This window comes from Sporosarcina jiandibaonis (genome assembly GCF_013184495.1).
In the GTDB taxonomy this organism is placed as follows: domain Bacteria; phylum Bacillota; class Bacilli; order Bacillales_A; family Planococcaceae; genus Sporosarcina; species Sporosarcina jiandibaonis.
The window spans coordinates 599,443-614,665 of record NZ_JAAOIY010000001.1; the positions used below are offsets into that span (position 1 = coordinate 599,443).

Below are 15,223 nucleotides of genomic sequence, written 5' to 3' on the forward strand. Positions count from 1 at the left end.
ATTATCATTAGAATAGAGACTGTACTTAATTTGTTTGAACGGAGAAAAGAGGAGAGAAACCATGCCTAAATATACAATCGTCGATCAAGACACATGCATCGCATGCGGGGCTTGTGGGGCAGCAGCACCCGATATATACGACTATGACGATGACGGAATCGCATTTGTTATCCTCGATGATAACACGGGAACCGTTGAAGTTCCAGAAGAACTGCTGGAAGATATGGAAGACGGTTTTGAAGGATGTCCGACTGATTCAATTAAAGTGGCAGATGCTCCCTTTGATGGGGACGCATTAAAATATGAAGATTAAAAAGAAGTGCTAAGGCTAGATACATCTAGCTTTAGCACTTCTTATATATATATATGATCATTCTGGCATCAACTTAGTACGTTGTTTTTCAATCCACGTTTTCATCCTTGCAAATAATAGAATCGTAAGCGCCATTAAAATCGCGCCTTTTATCAAGTTAAACGGCAGTATTCCGTAAAATAGCATCACATGCAACGCATCCCCCGTAACAGGCGGCATATTTAAAAAGTAAGTGTACATCGGCAGGAATACAGCGTAATTCAACAGTGTCATCCCGACAGCCATTGAAACTGTTCCAGCAATTAGCCCGGCTACTAAACCTTTTGCTGTGCGGAACTTATTAAAAATATAGTAAATCGGCAAGATGAATAATACACCAGTTGTAAAGTTCGCAATTTCACCAACCGGGACCCCAGTAGGGCTTCCGCTCAAGAACCAATGTAAAAGATTCTTTATAAGTTCCACGGTAATTCCAGCAACCGGACCTAATGTCATGACTGCAAGAACAGCAGGGATTTCGCCAAAATCGACCTTTAAAAAAGACGGTAGTGCCGGCAATGGAAAGTTGAATTGCATCAATACTGTCGCGATGCTTCCAAGCATTGCGATTATAACCATTCTTCGTAACTTATTGCTATTCATTTGTTTCCTCTCTCCTTGTTCGATTCTCTTCAAAAGAGGAAAGGACGGTCCGCCATTTTTTAATGAAAAACTCCCTAAAGCAAATAAGCTCTAGGGAGTTGCATTAGGCACATTTAAGATACTGATAGGCAAAATAGTTTTCCCCATCATTAAATAGGCACCTCTTTTGTATATTCACAAAAAAGACGACCGTACCTTCACCTTCTCCCATCCAGACTATACTGTCGGCTCTGGAATCGCACCAGAATCAGCTTGTAAGCTCGCGGGCTCGGAACTCTATGAATTCCATTACCGCCGGTCGGGAATTACACCCTGCCCCGAAGATGAATCAATATTTTATTGTTACATCATTATCATACATAAAAAAAAGCGACTTGTAAACTCAATTGTTTACGGGTCGCTTGTTTCTTACTTTACTAGAAATGGCATTTCATTTGGCCCGATCGGGATTGGTAACGGTTCACTTAGGTTAAATCCATTCCATTCAGTCTGTAAGATATTTTCAAATTGTATTTGTTGATCAAAGCTTGCTCCAGTTAGCAATATGCCTTCGATTAACTGATTGGCTTCTTTTGCCGACATCGATAAGAGGTCTAATGGTTTCTCAAACTTTACGATAGTAAGTTCATTTTTTTCTACTACTTCAAATTTCAGGTTTGCTGGAATGACTGGAAAATAAATATCATTCGGTTTAACTTTCATCTCTTGAAGAGCAGTTTCTAGATTTTCATAGCTATTAGAGAAATTCGACGATAAAAACTCTTGACCATCAGATTGTTTGAACAAGTAATAATTATAACGATTTACACCGCTATTCAACTTCATCGGTTTACTCGGTTCTCCGACTTGATCAAATTCAACAGGAGTTCCATCTTCATTTTCAAATCTGACTTCCTTGAAACCGTAAAATGTATCTTGCAGCGTGCCTCGATGTGTCTCGATTGTGCCAGAAGCAATGTCATACCCATGTCCGGCAGGTAATGTTTGAACGAGTACATCCCCATCAACTGAAAATGTACCTTTATAAGGATGATAATCATAAAATCCTAGAGCTTCTTCATCGATTTTTCCAGCATATTTCATGTACAAATCCAAACTATTCGGTTCTACATCACCGAAATCTTCTTTAATCTGGCTGTTCGGAATTAGGAATGTTACAGGGATGCTAGACGCCGCTTCACTAGCAAGACCTAAATGAAACACTGTATATCCCGCTGTATCATCGGGATATACAGCGAAATGAGATGGAGTATTTTCTTCATCAATCCCATTATTTAATTCATTCGCCTGATCCATTTCATCTACAGCCATTTCTTCGGATTCATTTTCAAATGCATCATCACTGCTGAAAACATTCATGTCTTCATTGTTCCCTTTGTCCATGACCATCATACTCGCCTCATCATTTGAACTATTGTTCTTTAGCATAGATGGAATCAATAATGTCAAAACCAGAAGTACTGCTACGGCTACAAATGCTGGTATATAGTTTCTTTTGGTTTTCCGAACCGGTTTTTGCTTAGTCAAATTCTGCATTCGATTATCTTGTTTAATGCGCGACAATACATCTTCTTTGGAACGAGTATCATGGAGATTCGGCAGACCCTGAAGAAGTTTTTGTATTTTCTCATCGTCCCACTTATTCGTCACTTGTTATCACCTACTTAATTTTTTACGTAAAGCGTTGACCGCTCTATGTTGCGTGGTTTTAACTTTACCTTCACTCCAGCCAAGGATTTCTGCTGTTTCTGAAATAGAAAGATCGTGTATGAACCTCATATGAATGACCATCTTTTGGTCTCCCGTACATGTATCAAGGACAGCCAAAAGTTCTTTCATTTCTTCGTTTAAGACAACTAGACTATCGGGAAGTATTTCTGGTGAAACCAATTCACTTTTCTCCCAATCGAATTTATCAAGCGAATGTTTTCTGCGCACTGAATTTTTTCTGTAATGGTCAATCGCAACGTTTTTGGCAATTGAAAAAAGCCATGTCTTTTCGGAACTTTTCCCCTGGAAACCGGAATACGCTCTCAGAACTCTAACATAGACCTCATGCATTAAATCTTCGGCCTGGTCGCGGTCTCTTATTAAATAAATGAGAAACCGAAAAACATCGTTATGGTACTGATCATATAATCGGTTAAAAACGGAGTCGTCCATGAAATCCCCCCGTTCATTCTATTAGTCGTCTAACTTTACAAAAAGTTACACTTACTTCAAAGGCAGCGTAACTGTCATTACGGTTCCTTTCTCCACTCCCCTAGAGGCTGTAATCACCCCGCCATGTGAATCGATTATGTTTTTTGCAATCGCCAAGCCAAGCCCCGTGCCGCCTTTTCCACGAGTTCTTGCTTTATCGACTTTATAGAAACGTTCAAATATGAAAGGTAAGTCTTCTTCTGATATCCCATCTCCAGTATCAGAAACAGTAATTTTGCACATGCCCCCATACTCTTCGACGCGCACTGTGACACTTCCTTTATCTGGGGTGTGTCGAATTGCATTATCAATAAGATTTGTTACCACTTGTTCAATCCGATCTGCATCTAACTCAGCCCAAATTTCTTCTTCAGAAAAGTCGAGTAGTAAATCTACATTCGACTCTCTTGCGACTTGTGTAAACTTATTCGCAATACGAGTAATAAATGGAATAACGGAAACATCATATTTATATAAAGTCATATGCCCCGACTCCATTCTTGCTAAATCAAGTAAATCCGTAACAAGTCGGCCCATTCGAAGGGATTCTTCGTGGATTATTTGAATCATTTCATCCCTTTCTTCGTCATTTCTCGTTACTCCGTCCAATATGGCTTCACTATACCCCTGCAACATGGAAATCGGGGTTCGAAGTTCATGTGACACGTTTGCTATGAAATCCGAACGCAGCTTATCTAACTGGTGTTGCGCAGTCATATCGCGAAGAACCGCAACCGCACCACGAATGTCATCTCCGCTATACAAAGGACTGATGGAAATCATATAAAATTGATTATTGAGTTCTAACTCATCCTCTACCTCTTCTGAAAATGTAATTGAGTGGTCGAGCATATGCAATAGTTCCGGAGGCACAGATTCGCTTTTAGCATCGTTTGCGAAAAACCATTTTTGCAATAGCTTTTCTGCTTGGGGATTGCTTAATAGAATCGTACCATCGCGATTAAATGTAATGACGGCATCAGCCATGGACGTTAAAATACTTGATAATTGTTCTTTTTCCTGACTAATTAATTCCACATGATATTTTAGTTGTCGACCCATTTGATTGAACGCAGTTGCTAGTTGTCCGATTTCATCACTTTGAAGAGATGGCAGACGTGTATCAAAATTCCCCTTTGATAATTCCAATGCTGCTTGTCGCATTTTTCGCAGCGGAGAGGTGATTTTGGTCGATAAAAAAAATGCGAAAATAGTCGTTAAAATAAAAGCAATGAAAGCTGATAGAAAAACAATATTTGTTGTTCTCTTCATTGTTGCTTTAATTGCATCAAGACTTTGATAAATAAAAATCGTTCCGCGAACGCCTGATTCTGTCGTATATGGGGTTTCTAGCAAAATATATTGTTCGATGACCCCTTCTTCTTTTAGTGAAGGCATCATCATTTCTTTCAATACTTGTTTTTTTGATTGAGATTCAGTAGCCAACGCAGAATTGGAGAGAACCTTGTTTTCGATTCTCTCCTTGTTTAATCCATTATGAAAGGAATGTATAATTGTTCCGCTTTTATCCGTTATAATTGCATTTGTTTCTACATCTAAAATATCTTGAATAAGTAATGGCATCAATGGGCGATCATCGTGCTCTAATACAATTTTTTCAATCATCGTAGCTTCTCTAACAAGTGAATCTTCTGCTTGCTCCTTATGAAAATTCCCTAAAAACTCTAAAAGTAAAGCAGTTACGATAAACAAAATAAAAGTAACGAGAAGCAGTATGGTTGCCCATAGCTTCCCGACTATTGAATTCCATATTCGATTCATTCGATCGCCTCAAATTTATAGCCGACACCCCATACAGTTACAATCATTTTTGCTGCACTTTCGGAGACGCGACTAAGTTTTTCACGGAGTCTTTTTACATGAGTGTCAACAGTCCGCAGATCGCCAAAGAACTCGTAATGCCAAACCTCTTTTAAAAGTTGTTCTCTATCGAAAACTTTATCTGGTGATTTGGCTAAAAAGTATAATAGCTCATACTCTTTTGGTGTTAAATTCACTTCTTGACCTTCGGCAGTGACTCGATGCGCGTCATGGTCAATTGTCAGTTGCGGAAAAACGACAAGGTCTTTCGATGTTGTTGCTGATGCACCTTGAATCGTAGTTGATCTTCTTAATATTGCTTTTACGCGCAGTATCACTTCCCGCGGACTGAAAGGTTTAACAATATAATCATCTGCGCCTGTTTCAAAGCCAGTAACACGATCCGATTCTTCACCCTTCGCAGTCAGCATCATAATCGGCGTCATATCTTTTTGTTCTCGCAGCTCTTTCAATACTTCAAGTCCATCTTTTTCTGGCATCATGTGATCCAATAAAATACACGCATAAGTGTTTTCTTTAGCTTTTAACAGAGCTTCAGCTCCATCGACGGCTTCATCGACAGTATATCCCTCTCGAGTTAAATACATATTCAAAAGACGACGGATCCGATCCTCATCGTCTACCACTAATATTGAAACCTTTTCTTCCATTTACATTTACTCCTCCCAATAAACTATTCAATTATCGTTTTATAAGTGCGACTAGGCATTTTACAAATGCCGCTAGGCGTATAAAATTTATTATCCATTATCAATATATATCTTTTAAATTTTTAAAACAATAAAAAGACTGCATGGACATTCAGTAAACCATGCAGTCTCTATATAATTATGCGTAGGAATGCAATCCTGCAAGGATTAAGTTTACAGCAATTAAGTTAAACATAATGATGATAAATCCGATTACTGCAAGCCAAGCTGATTTTTCGCCTTCCCATCCACGCGATAGGCGCAAATGCAGGAATGCTGCATAAAATAGCCAAGTAATGAGAGCCCAAACTTCCTTTGGATCCCATCCCCAGAATCTTGACCACGCCTCATGTGCCCAAATCATTGCAAACACCAAAGCTCCTAGCGTGAATACAGGAAAACCGATTAGCACTGAGCGATAGCCGATTTCATCCATTAAGCGGGTATTCGCTTTTTTGGCGAACGGCTGGAATAACGTCGCAATCGGACGACGGATAATGAGCCGTATCAACAGATAAAGAACTATTCCTGTGGCTACCGACCAAACAAAAGTAGTTAATGTTTTCGCGTTGACGATTGCAGGCATTTCAAATAGCGGCGTCATTGCATCGGGCGTGAGTGCTTCGTATTCATTCATACCGAATATCGGTGGATAAATATATTCAATTTTAGCTGGGTCCCCGTTTTTGTCGATGTATGTAAATTCAGCCTCATTTCCCATAATTGAAAACATGGAAGATGAAAGAATGAATCCGACCACCAAGACTATAGTGAATATTACGGATTCCAACCAAAAACGTTGTTTAGATTTCTTTGTTAAATCGGTTACTTTCAACAGCAATACAAGTCCCGCGACTGCGCTAATGGCTAAAATTGCTTCTCCAATTACCACTGTAATAACATGAACTGTTAACCAATAGCTTTTCAGAGCTGGGATAAGCGGTGTGATTTCTGTAGGGAACATACTCGCGTAGCCGATAATAACAACTGCAATCGGCAATGCAAACAAACCGAGAGACGGCGTTCTGTACATATAAAACAGCAAAATGAAAGCCCCTACGATCATCATTCCAAAAGCAGTTACAAATTCAAACATATTACTCACCGGTGCATGCCCGGAAGCAATCCATCGCGTTATGAAATACCCTAAATGTGTAAGAAATCCAATGATAGTAATGGTGATTCCGATAGTTCCCCATTTACTATTTTGATATGCTTTTTCTGTTTTTGCGCCCTTTACTGCCCCTCCGAAGAAAAGTGTAGCAACTAAATAGGCGATAAATGAGACTAGAAGTAAGTTTGAGCTCAGTGATGCAAAATCCATTATTTAAAGTCCCCTTCCTCGTCGTCCAATTCGGACTCTGTATCTTCACGGTCCTCATATTGCGGCAAGTCTGCGTATTCTCGTACTTGCTCAATTTCTTTTCTTAATGCGAACCAGTTCTTATTGGTATGACTGGCAAGAAGTATTTCATTTTCTTCGCCTTTTTGAATCCAAATCCGTCTATGATTCCAGTAAGAGCCTTGCGAAACACCAATCATGAAAACAATTCCACCAAACAATAACAAGTACAGTGTTCGATCTTTACGAATCGTCAAACCAGATATATCACGTGTTTCAGCACTCAGAAAATTCGCTTTGTAATCATTTTCTTCAGTTTCTAGTGTTTGTCGAATTGCAACAAAACTCATTTCTCCTTCTGGTTTTTCCGGTGTTATCATCTTGAATATAAAAGCAGGGTTATTTGGAATTGGCGATTTAGAATAAGGTTCTCCGTCCTTGATACCATCGTAATCCGGATAATATTCTTTCACCTCTACAATAGCGCCATTACCCAGTTCGTATTTATCATCGGGATTTATTAGATCAATCGTAAATTCACCGAGCGATTCTTCAGTTGCTTTTTCAGTCAATTGAAATGTCATCGATTTTAATTCGTCAAGACGGAAATCCATCTGAAAAACACTATACCCATCAAACGTTAAAGGATGGTTAACGATAATTGATTCATCTTTAACCAATTCAATATTCTCAGTTTGACCCGGAAGTGCATCATCAGCATTTTTGTATAATGAGACGTCTGTCTGATAGTTTTTCGGAATCATGCCCACTCGTTCAAGTGCCGTGCTGAACACTTCATCGTCTTCTTCTATTGAATAGTTTTCTATTGTAAAACCATTATTTTCAATATAATATCCAGGCGCACCGGGTATTTCCAACATTTCGCCTTCCCGAATCCACAATGTTTCATCGACATAAAAACCAGGAATTCCGCGAAGTAAAATTGCGCTCAGGAAAATAATTAGTCCAGTATGATTAACATAAGGGCCCCATCTTGAAAAACGATTTTTTTCAGCCAATATTGCCCCGTCTTCTATTTTAACATTATAACGCAGTTCCTTTAATTTTATTGCAGCTTTGTTAATAGAATCATCGGCGTCATTGACTTGTCCGCTGCCATAGATTCGTTGACGTTTCATAAAGGACGGATGGCGTTTCGTCCGCTGCATTTTCAGCGATTTATAAAGAGGAATAACTCTATCAACACTAGCAATGATAATAGAAGTTCCAAGCATTCCTATTAGCGTGATAAACCACCAGCTATTATACATATCATGAAAACCGAGCTTGTAATATATGACGCCAAAAATGCCATATAATCGCTCATAATATTCTCCTAACTCAGCATCTGAGACAGGAACGTACAATTTTTGCGGAAATATCGTACCTATCGCTGAAGTTGCAAGAACAGCGACAATTATACTAATTCCAATTTTAACGCTCGAAAAAAAGTTCCATATTTTATCGATAATTGTTCTCTTATACGTCTGGGATCTTCGCGCAGAACCTTCATAACGCATGTCTACAGTTTTACTATTTATAGCATCTTCAGTTTGCGGTCTTCCACATCGCTCACAAAGCACCGTGCCAAATGGATTTTCATGACCGCACTGGCATTTGATTTTGCTCATATTATAGACTCCTTATTCGGGTTGAATGCTTTCCATTAATGAGCGGATCTCATCTTCCGACATTCCCCTCGTTATTATATCTTGAATAATTCCATCTTCATTGATTAGGATTGTAGTAGGGAGCGGCATAACGTTGTATGCGCGTCGAACACTCTCGTCTGGATCTCTGGCAATTGGAAACGTCAATCCAAATTGGTCTCTAAACGTCTCGGCCTTCAATCGGGTGTCTTTTATATTGATTGCCAATATGTGGACACCTTTTCCTTCAAACTCTTTATATTGATTTTCCATATAAGGCATCTCTGTTTTGCACGGTCCGCACCAAGAACCCCAAAAGTTGAGGAAAACTCCCTCACCTTTATAATCAGATAGTCGATGTTTATTCCCTTCCAGATCGACAAGCTCAAAATCAGGAGCTTTATCGCCAACAGCTAATACTTTCACTTTATCACGTGTTACAATTGCGAATATGATTGCGACAGCTAGGACTAAAAGAACAATTGTCCGAATTATAAGCCGCTTTTTCCGATTCGCAGCTAGTCGTTTATTTTTGGACATTTTCTAACCCCCAAACTCAAATAATCTTATTACATTATAACAAACGATTATCTGCATTCATTTGCTATTAATGAATTAACTGTGAACAGATTACCTGCACTTATCCGATTTTTCCTGTTTCGGCAAGTACGCGTAATTGTTTTACTTCATGCACCGTTAATTCCCTGGCTTCTCCTGCATTTAATCCCCGTGTCGATAAAATTGCGAATTCTTCGCGTTTCAAACTATCGACAGGGCAACCGATTGCATCGAACATGCGACGCACTTGCCTGTTCCTGCCTTCATGGATTGTTATTTCAACAATGGCAGTTTGCGTTTTCTTATCCATTGATTGCATCTTCACAGTTGCCGGAGCCGTCATTCCATCTTCAAGTTCTATCCCGCGTTCAAGCTTTCGCAAATTTTCCCTTGAAGGTATTCCTTTTACTTTCGCAATATACTTTTTCTTAATCTCAAATTTCGGATGTGTCATTAGATATGAAAAATCGCCATCGTTCGTTAAGATGATAACACCCGAAGTATCATAATCGAGTCGCCCTACTGGGTATATTCTTTCTTCAATATGCGGGAAAAAATCGACCACGGTTTTTCTGCCTTTCTCATCATTTGCTGTTGAGATGACACCTCTTGGTTTATATAGTAGATAATAAACATTATCTTCTTTGACGATTGGAATCCCTTCTACCTCGACTTGATCGGTTGATGAGACACGTGTTCCTAGTTCAGTAACAACTACACCATTCACCTTTACTTTACCGCTAACTATTAGTTCTTCTGATTTTCTTCTAGAAGCAATCCCTGCTTGGGCCATCACTTTTTGCAATCTTTCCATATTGTTCACTCCGTCCTACGTACTGAGAAAAATTATGTCATACTTTACACCAAATTAAAAGAAGACTGTCCTATTAATAAGTCAGTCTTCCCTACTGTCGCCATATTTCCGACGTAATTATTCAACTGAAATAACTTTTTCATCTTCTATCTGGTAAGCAGTATTTCCTTAGTGAGCAATGGGTCATTATCGAAATAGACCGTCCATCGCCCAATACAAGTCTTGTGTTCCCCGCGAGGAATGCGAAGTATATGTGAAACACTAGTTTTTTCACCTTTTTTCAATAACAATTTTATTGGTTTATTAAGTTCTCCTTCCATCCCTGGAAGAATTGCATATCTCCCTTTTTTTGCGACCGTTACCAACTCATATTTTGAAAAAACTTCTTCAGATAATTGTCGATGCGTATTCCAATCATTACCGTCATTTAAGGTCACAACAATAATCTTTTTCCCATCTTTTTCAAAGTACGTGACGAGTGTACGACCCGCCGTTTTTGTAAAACCCGTTTTACCAGCAATTGCTGTCTCATTTGAAAGCACCAATCGATGTTTATTTTGCCAACTGTAACTTTCATTATTTAGTTGATAATTATAGGTATGAGTTGAAGCGATTTTTCTGAAGGCCTCATTTTTCATTGCATGGTACATCATTAAAGCCGTGTCATATGCAGTTGATAAGTGCAGGTCATTGTGAAGACCTGATGGATTTGTAAAGACGGTATCATTCAGCCCATATAAAAGTGCGTTGTCATTCATTAGGTCGACAAACCCTTGAAGTGAGCCTCCCGCATGTTCAGCGAGCGCATAAGCCGCGTCATTCCCTGACCGAAGCATTAGACCGTATAACAGCCCTTCAACGTCAGCGCTCACTCCTTGCTTTAAATAGAGGGACGATCCTTCGGCGGATGCAGCTTCCGGTGAAATCGTAGTGATTCCAAGTGGCGCACCACTTTCTAACACCGTGAATGCTGTCCATATTTTTGTTAAACTGGCGATTGGCATCCGAACATGTTCATTCGAACCCGAGAGCAATCTCCCCGTATCAGCATCAATCACAACCCAAGCATCACGCGCACTGGCTTCTTTTCCGCCTGTAAATAAAACGATTGTTGCAAATAAAATCATCGCAATTGCACGTTTCAAGTAGTGTTTCCTCCTCCATCATTTTCAACCCCGAATGCTTCTTGAAATTGTGTCATGAATAAATCGGTATTTCCGTCATTTTCGTCCTCTTCCACTGTTAGAGGTGGCAACCCTTCTATCGATTCCAATCCAAACCGATCTAGAAATAATTTTGTCGTTCCATATAAAATCGCCCGCCCGGTCCCTTCTGAGCGGCCCATTTCCATTATCAACCCCCTTGATATTAGTGTATGTATCGGACCTTCCGATTTAACACCACGAAGATCATCGATTTCAATACGTGTCACGGGTTGTTTATAGGCAATAATCGCCAACACTTCAAGAGAAGCCTTAGTGATTGACTGAGGGGATGGATTTTCTAGTAATCTTTTAATATCTCCGGCAAATTCAGCCTTCGTTACAAGCCTATATGAACCGCCGAATTGCTTTAACGTAATGCCTCTTTCGTCTTGTCCATCATAATTTTCTAGCAAACTAGCAAGCGCTTCTCTTACAGCCGATTCACTATGTTCAGTAACGGTTATTAGTTGCTTCATCGTTAACCCTTCATCACCAGCTATAAATAAAAAACTTTCAATCATCCCTTGTAATTTTTTCCCTTCATCCATGGGAGTCTTCACCATCTTTCACGTACGATACAATTATATTTGCAAAGTTATTACTTTGCTCGACATTGACGTCACCTCTTAACATCAATTCGAGTAATGACATAAAGGTTACGACAAGTTCACCTGTATCTCCATCTTCAAAAAGCATATAAAAATTACACCTACCGCCATTCACGACCAGCCGTCCCATTATTTCATCCATCTTTTCACCGACAGACAGCTCTGTTTTGGTTATACTAGCAGAGAGTGGAGCTCTTAATCGATTTCGATCAATCATTTTCTGAAAAGCTCCGATCAAATCAAAGACATTTAAATTTTCTTCACATCCAACAGTAACGATTTCACCAAACTGCGCAACATCGCCTGGCGATTTCGTGAAAAAATCTAATCGATTATTAGCTGCTTCTTTTAAATTAGTAGCAGCTTCCTTATATTTTCGATATTCGATTAAACGCGCAACGAGTTCATCACGCGGATCTTCTTCCATATCGAAATCCGTGTCGTCTCCAAACTCCTCTCCTTCATGGATCGGGAGTAGCATTTTGCTTTTAATTTCAATAAGCGTCGCAGCTAACACTAGATATTCACTTAGTTCATCGAGCCTGAGAACGCGCATAGCCTGGATATGTTCCATGTACTGATCAGTCAACTCAGACATGGGGATATCATAGATATCAATTTCTAAACGATTTATTAAATGTAATAATAAATCTAAGGGCCCTTCAAAAACATCTAGTCGCACTTTATAGCCCAAACCGCTCCACCTGCCAATCAACTTAATAATATAAAAAAGGAATGAAATAATTGAAACCATTATACAACCCATTGTTTGTAAATTTTATTGTTTATTTCAATGAGAATCAAGACTTTTTTGAATGTCATGAAGTACTTGAAGAGTATTGGAAAGAATTTACCGATAGAACTAAACAACATCCGCTCGTCGGTTATATTTTACTATCAACTGCCATGTATCACTGGCGTCGAGGAAATACAATCGGTGCCGGACGCTCATTAAAGAAAGCAATTAGCAGACTTGAAAAGGTTAGCAAAGAGCATCCAAGCTTTTCCGAGGGAATTAACATTGAAAATCTAGTAAAAAACAGTAAGCTCGCATCTCATCAAATTGACAACGAACGGCCGTTTTCAACATTTGCAATTGAAATAACATCTCCAAAGCTCCATTCTCTAATCAAAGAAATCAAACCATCAATGGATTTGCTCCCATACGGAAGCGATGAAGTCATCCATAAACATATGCTCAGGGATCGTTCGGATATTCTTAGAGAGCGGGAAAAGCGTAAGCGCCAAGGGAGGATGTAATTCGATCATTACCTGCAGAAGGAGTCAATTACATCCTTCCCTGTGGGACCCGACAAGCACAAGGCACTTTGCGAAAAGAGGCGGGATTAAGTGCAATCCCGCTCTGGCAGCACCTTGGCCACCAAAGAGTGAGTGAACCCAATTCGCTCTAAAAACCAGACATGAGAAAAAAAAAGAAGGGCGGACTTTAGTCAGCTCCTCCTTCTTTTGAAATACATCTTTTTAAAAAGTCTTCCGTCTGATCTGTACTTAAACACTCCTTATCAGGAAATTGCTCTTGTATTTTATCAACAATCGCTTTACCAATTCCCTCGCCTCTAAAAGAAGGGTTTACAGAAAGATGATGTAATGTAAAAGTTTCATCGCCAATTTCAATTCCAAGAAGACCTATGAGGTCTTCTTCTTTTTTCCAAAGATACAACTGCCAATCATCTTCATTTTCGTATTTTTGGATTGTATCTTGCAAAGCTTTCACACTATGTTCACCGGGCATATATGAAAGTAAGCCCATCGCGATTTTTTCATAGGTTTTTTTATAACGTATAAGCATCAATGTGAATCCCTTCTCTTCCAAAAAAAGACACCATCAATTACGACAGGGCTTTTTTGATGATTATTTGTTATTGAGGATCAATGACGGGTACTACAAAAAACCAGTATACAGCTCCCCAAATAACAGCTGCGACAAGGATTCCTATGAAAAGAAGCAAATTTCTTCTTCTCATACTTTTCCTCCTCGCTTTACTTTTTGCAAGGGCAGATCGAGTCTTACAATATCCTCATAAGTTTCTCGTCTTACAACTAGTTGCTCTTCTCCATTTTCAACAAAAACAATCGCTGGTCTCGGCAATCGATTATAATTGCTCGACATGGAGTAACTGTACGCCCCCGTACAAAAAGTTGCAATAATATCTCCTTCAATTGCCGGCGCAATGGTGGCTTCTTCAATTAATTTATCGCCAGATTCACAACATTTCCCCGCAATTGTCACTTTTTCGGAATGTGGTTCAGTCATTCGGTTTGCGGACACAGCCGTATATTTCGCCCCATATAAAGCAGGTCTTATATTATCTGACATCCCGCCGTCAACTGCAACATATTTGCGGACTTCTGGAATATCTTTTGTACTTCCAACCGTATATAAAGTCGTTCCAGCATCGCCAACAAGTGATCTACCCGGCTCAATCCATATTTCAGGAATTGGATAATTGAATGTACGCGTCATCGATAATACTACATTTGCCATTTCTTCGACATATTCGGAGGGGCTTAAAGGATTGTCTATTTCCGTGTAGCGTATCCCGAAGCCGCCGCCCAAATTTAATACACGACAAATAAAGTTCTCATTATCGCGCCAAGAAATCATTTTTTCAATTAATGTTTCTGCAGCAACACGGAAAGCGTCCGTTTCAAAAATCTGTGAACCGATATGGCAATGCATTCCAAGAACAGTAATAAATGGATGATTGTACAATTGACGAAATGCTTCATCGGCTTGTCCATTCTTCAGATCAAAACCAAACTTCGAATCTTCTTGCCCCGTCGTAATATAATCATGCGTATGCGCCTCAATGCCAGGCGTTACACGAATAAGGACATCCATTTCTTGGTTTCTCGATTCAGCGATTTCTTTGACAATTGATATTTCCAAAAAGTTGTCAACGACGATACAACCAATTTTTTCATCGAAGGCAAATTCAATCTCGCTATAACTTTTATTATTCCCATGAAAGTGAATTTTTTCTCTTGGAAAATCCGCTTGAACAGCAGTGTATAACTCTCCACCTGAAACGACATCGAGTGACAGGCCTTCTTGTTTTGCAACTTCATATATAGCGATTGATGAAAATGCCTTACTTGCATAAGCAACTTGCGCATTTATCCCCGCAGCTTGAAATGTTTTTTTGAAGGCCCTAGCCCGTTCCCGAAACAAATGTATATCATAAACGATTAATGGCGTACCGTACGTGTTGGCAAGATCGACTGTATCGATTCCCCCAATCGCTAAATGACCGCGGTCATTTATTGATTGAGTTCCATATAGATGCATAAGGCTTTCCTCCTTCTAAATTTTACTATCTTAAATTTTATCATAGACA

At 39.4% G+C, this 15,223-nt stretch carries 16 protein-coding genes and 1 riboswitch; of the genes, 2 read left to right on the plus strand and 14 right to left on the minus strand.

Going from position 1 to position 15,223, the window contains the following annotated elements:
* Positions 1 to 61: 61 nt before the first annotated feature.
* On the plus strand, positions 62 to 313 hold the full coding sequence (locus G8782_RS03010; RefSeq protein ID WP_172369422.1) for a 4Fe-4S domain-containing protein: 252 nt from the start codon (positions 62 to 64) through the stop codon (positions 311 to 313).
* A gap of 57 nt (positions 314 to 370) precedes the next feature.
* On the opposite strand, the gene G8782_RS03015 is transcribed toward G8782_RS03010, so the two are convergent.
* The 12 genes from G8782_RS03015 to G8782_RS03070 form a co-directional block, all read right to left on the minus strand.
* Positions 371 to 955 (minus strand): ECF transporter S component, encoded by a 585-nt coding sequence (locus tag G8782_RS03015; protein ID WP_172369423.1) that lies wholly within the window; start codon positions 953 to 955, stop codon positions 371 to 373.
* Between the two features lie 195 nt (positions 956 to 1,150).
* Positions 1,151 to 1,284: riboswitch (FMN riboswitch) on the minus strand.
* A gap of 79 nt (positions 1,285 to 1,363) precedes the next feature.
* Entirely contained in the window at positions 1,364 to 2,605 is a 1,242-nt protein-coding gene (locus G8782_RS03020) for a hypothetical protein (RefSeq protein ID WP_172369424.1), read from the minus strand.
* A gap of 6 nt (positions 2,606 to 2,611) precedes the next feature.
* Positions 2,612 to 3,118, minus strand: a complete 507-nt coding sequence (locus G8782_RS03025) for an RNA polymerase sigma factor SigX (protein WP_172369425.1) — start codon at positions 3,116 to 3,118, stop codon at positions 2,612 to 2,614.
* Between the two features lie 51 nt (positions 3,119 to 3,169).
* On the minus strand, positions 3,170 to 4,939 hold the full coding sequence (locus G8782_RS03030) for an ATP-binding protein (protein ID WP_172369426.1): 1,770 nt from the start codon (positions 4,937 to 4,939) through the stop codon (positions 3,170 to 3,172).
* The gene (locus tag G8782_RS03035) at positions 4,936 to 5,649 is read right to left on the minus strand and encodes a response regulator transcription factor (protein ID WP_172369427.1); all 714 of its coding nucleotides are present in this window, start codon (positions 5,647 to 5,649) and stop codon (positions 4,936 to 4,938) included. Before G8782_RS03035 ends, G8782_RS03030 begins: the two co-directional genes overlap by 4 nt.
* Before the next feature lie 178 nt (positions 5,650 to 5,827).
* On the minus strand, positions 5,828 to 7,012 hold the full coding sequence (gene ccsB, locus G8782_RS03040) for a c-type cytochrome biogenesis protein CcsB (protein WP_172369428.1): 1,185 nt from the start codon (positions 7,010 to 7,012) through the stop codon (positions 5,828 to 5,830).
* Complete coding sequence (gene resB, locus G8782_RS03045) at positions 7,012 to 8,661, minus strand: cytochrome c biogenesis protein ResB (protein WP_172369429.1); 1,650 nt, start codon at positions 8,659 to 8,661, stop codon at positions 7,012 to 7,014. The genes ccsB and resB overlap by 1 nt, the downstream gene beginning before the upstream one ends.
* Before the next feature lie 12 nt (positions 8,662 to 8,673).
* Positions 8,674 to 9,219 carry a thiol-disulfide oxidoreductase ResA gene (resA, locus tag G8782_RS03050; protein WP_172369430.1) on the minus strand — a complete coding sequence of 182 codons (546 nt, stop codon included), beginning with the start codon at positions 9,217 to 9,219 and terminating at the stop codon, positions 8,674 to 8,676.
* Between the two features lie 100 nt (positions 9,220 to 9,319).
* Positions 9,320 to 10,051 carry a pseudouridine synthase gene (locus tag G8782_RS03055; RefSeq protein ID WP_172369431.1) on the minus strand — a complete coding sequence of 244 codons (732 nt, stop codon included), beginning with the start codon at positions 10,049 to 10,051 and terminating at the stop codon, positions 9,320 to 9,322.
* 146 nt (positions 10,052 to 10,197) lie between these two features.
* Positions 10,198 to 11,196 carry a D-alanyl-D-alanine carboxypeptidase family protein gene (locus G8782_RS03060; protein ID WP_172369432.1) on the minus strand — a complete coding sequence of 333 codons (999 nt, stop codon included), beginning with the start codon at positions 11,194 to 11,196 and terminating at the stop codon, positions 10,198 to 10,200.
* A complete protein-coding gene (scpB, locus tag G8782_RS03065) occupies positions 11,193 to 11,804 on the minus strand; it encodes an SMC-Scp complex subunit ScpB (protein WP_246231527.1) in 612 nt (203 codons plus the stop codon). Before scpB ends, G8782_RS03060 begins: the two co-directional genes overlap by 4 nt.
* On the minus strand, positions 11,797 to 12,558 hold the full coding sequence (locus tag G8782_RS03070) for a segregation/condensation protein A (protein WP_246231528.1): 762 nt from the start codon (positions 12,556 to 12,558) through the stop codon (positions 11,797 to 11,799). The genes scpB and G8782_RS03070 overlap by 8 nt, the downstream gene beginning before the upstream one ends.
* Positions 12,559 to 12,608: 50 nt before the next feature.
* On the opposite strand from G8782_RS03070, the gene G8782_RS03075 reads away from it, so the two are divergent.
* A complete protein-coding gene (locus G8782_RS03075; protein ID WP_172369435.1) occupies positions 12,609 to 13,124 on the plus strand; it encodes a DUF309 domain-containing protein in 516 nt (171 codons plus the stop codon).
* A gap of 187 nt (positions 13,125 to 13,311) precedes the next feature.
* Here the strand turns inward: G8782_RS03075 and G8782_RS03080 are convergent, their stop codons facing one another.
* Both G8782_RS03080 and lysA read right to left on the minus strand, forming a co-directional pair.
* Positions 13,312 to 13,674 (minus strand): GNAT family N-acetyltransferase, encoded by a 363-nt coding sequence (locus G8782_RS03080; RefSeq protein WP_172370191.1) that lies wholly within the window; start codon positions 13,672 to 13,674, stop codon positions 13,312 to 13,314.
* Positions 13,675 to 13,845: 171 nt separating this feature from the next.
* Positions 13,846 to 15,174 (minus strand): diaminopimelate decarboxylase, encoded by a 1,329-nt coding sequence (lysA, locus tag G8782_RS03085; protein WP_172369436.1) that lies wholly within the window; start codon positions 15,172 to 15,174, stop codon positions 13,846 to 13,848.
* Positions 15,175 to 15,223: the final 49 nt, after the last annotated feature.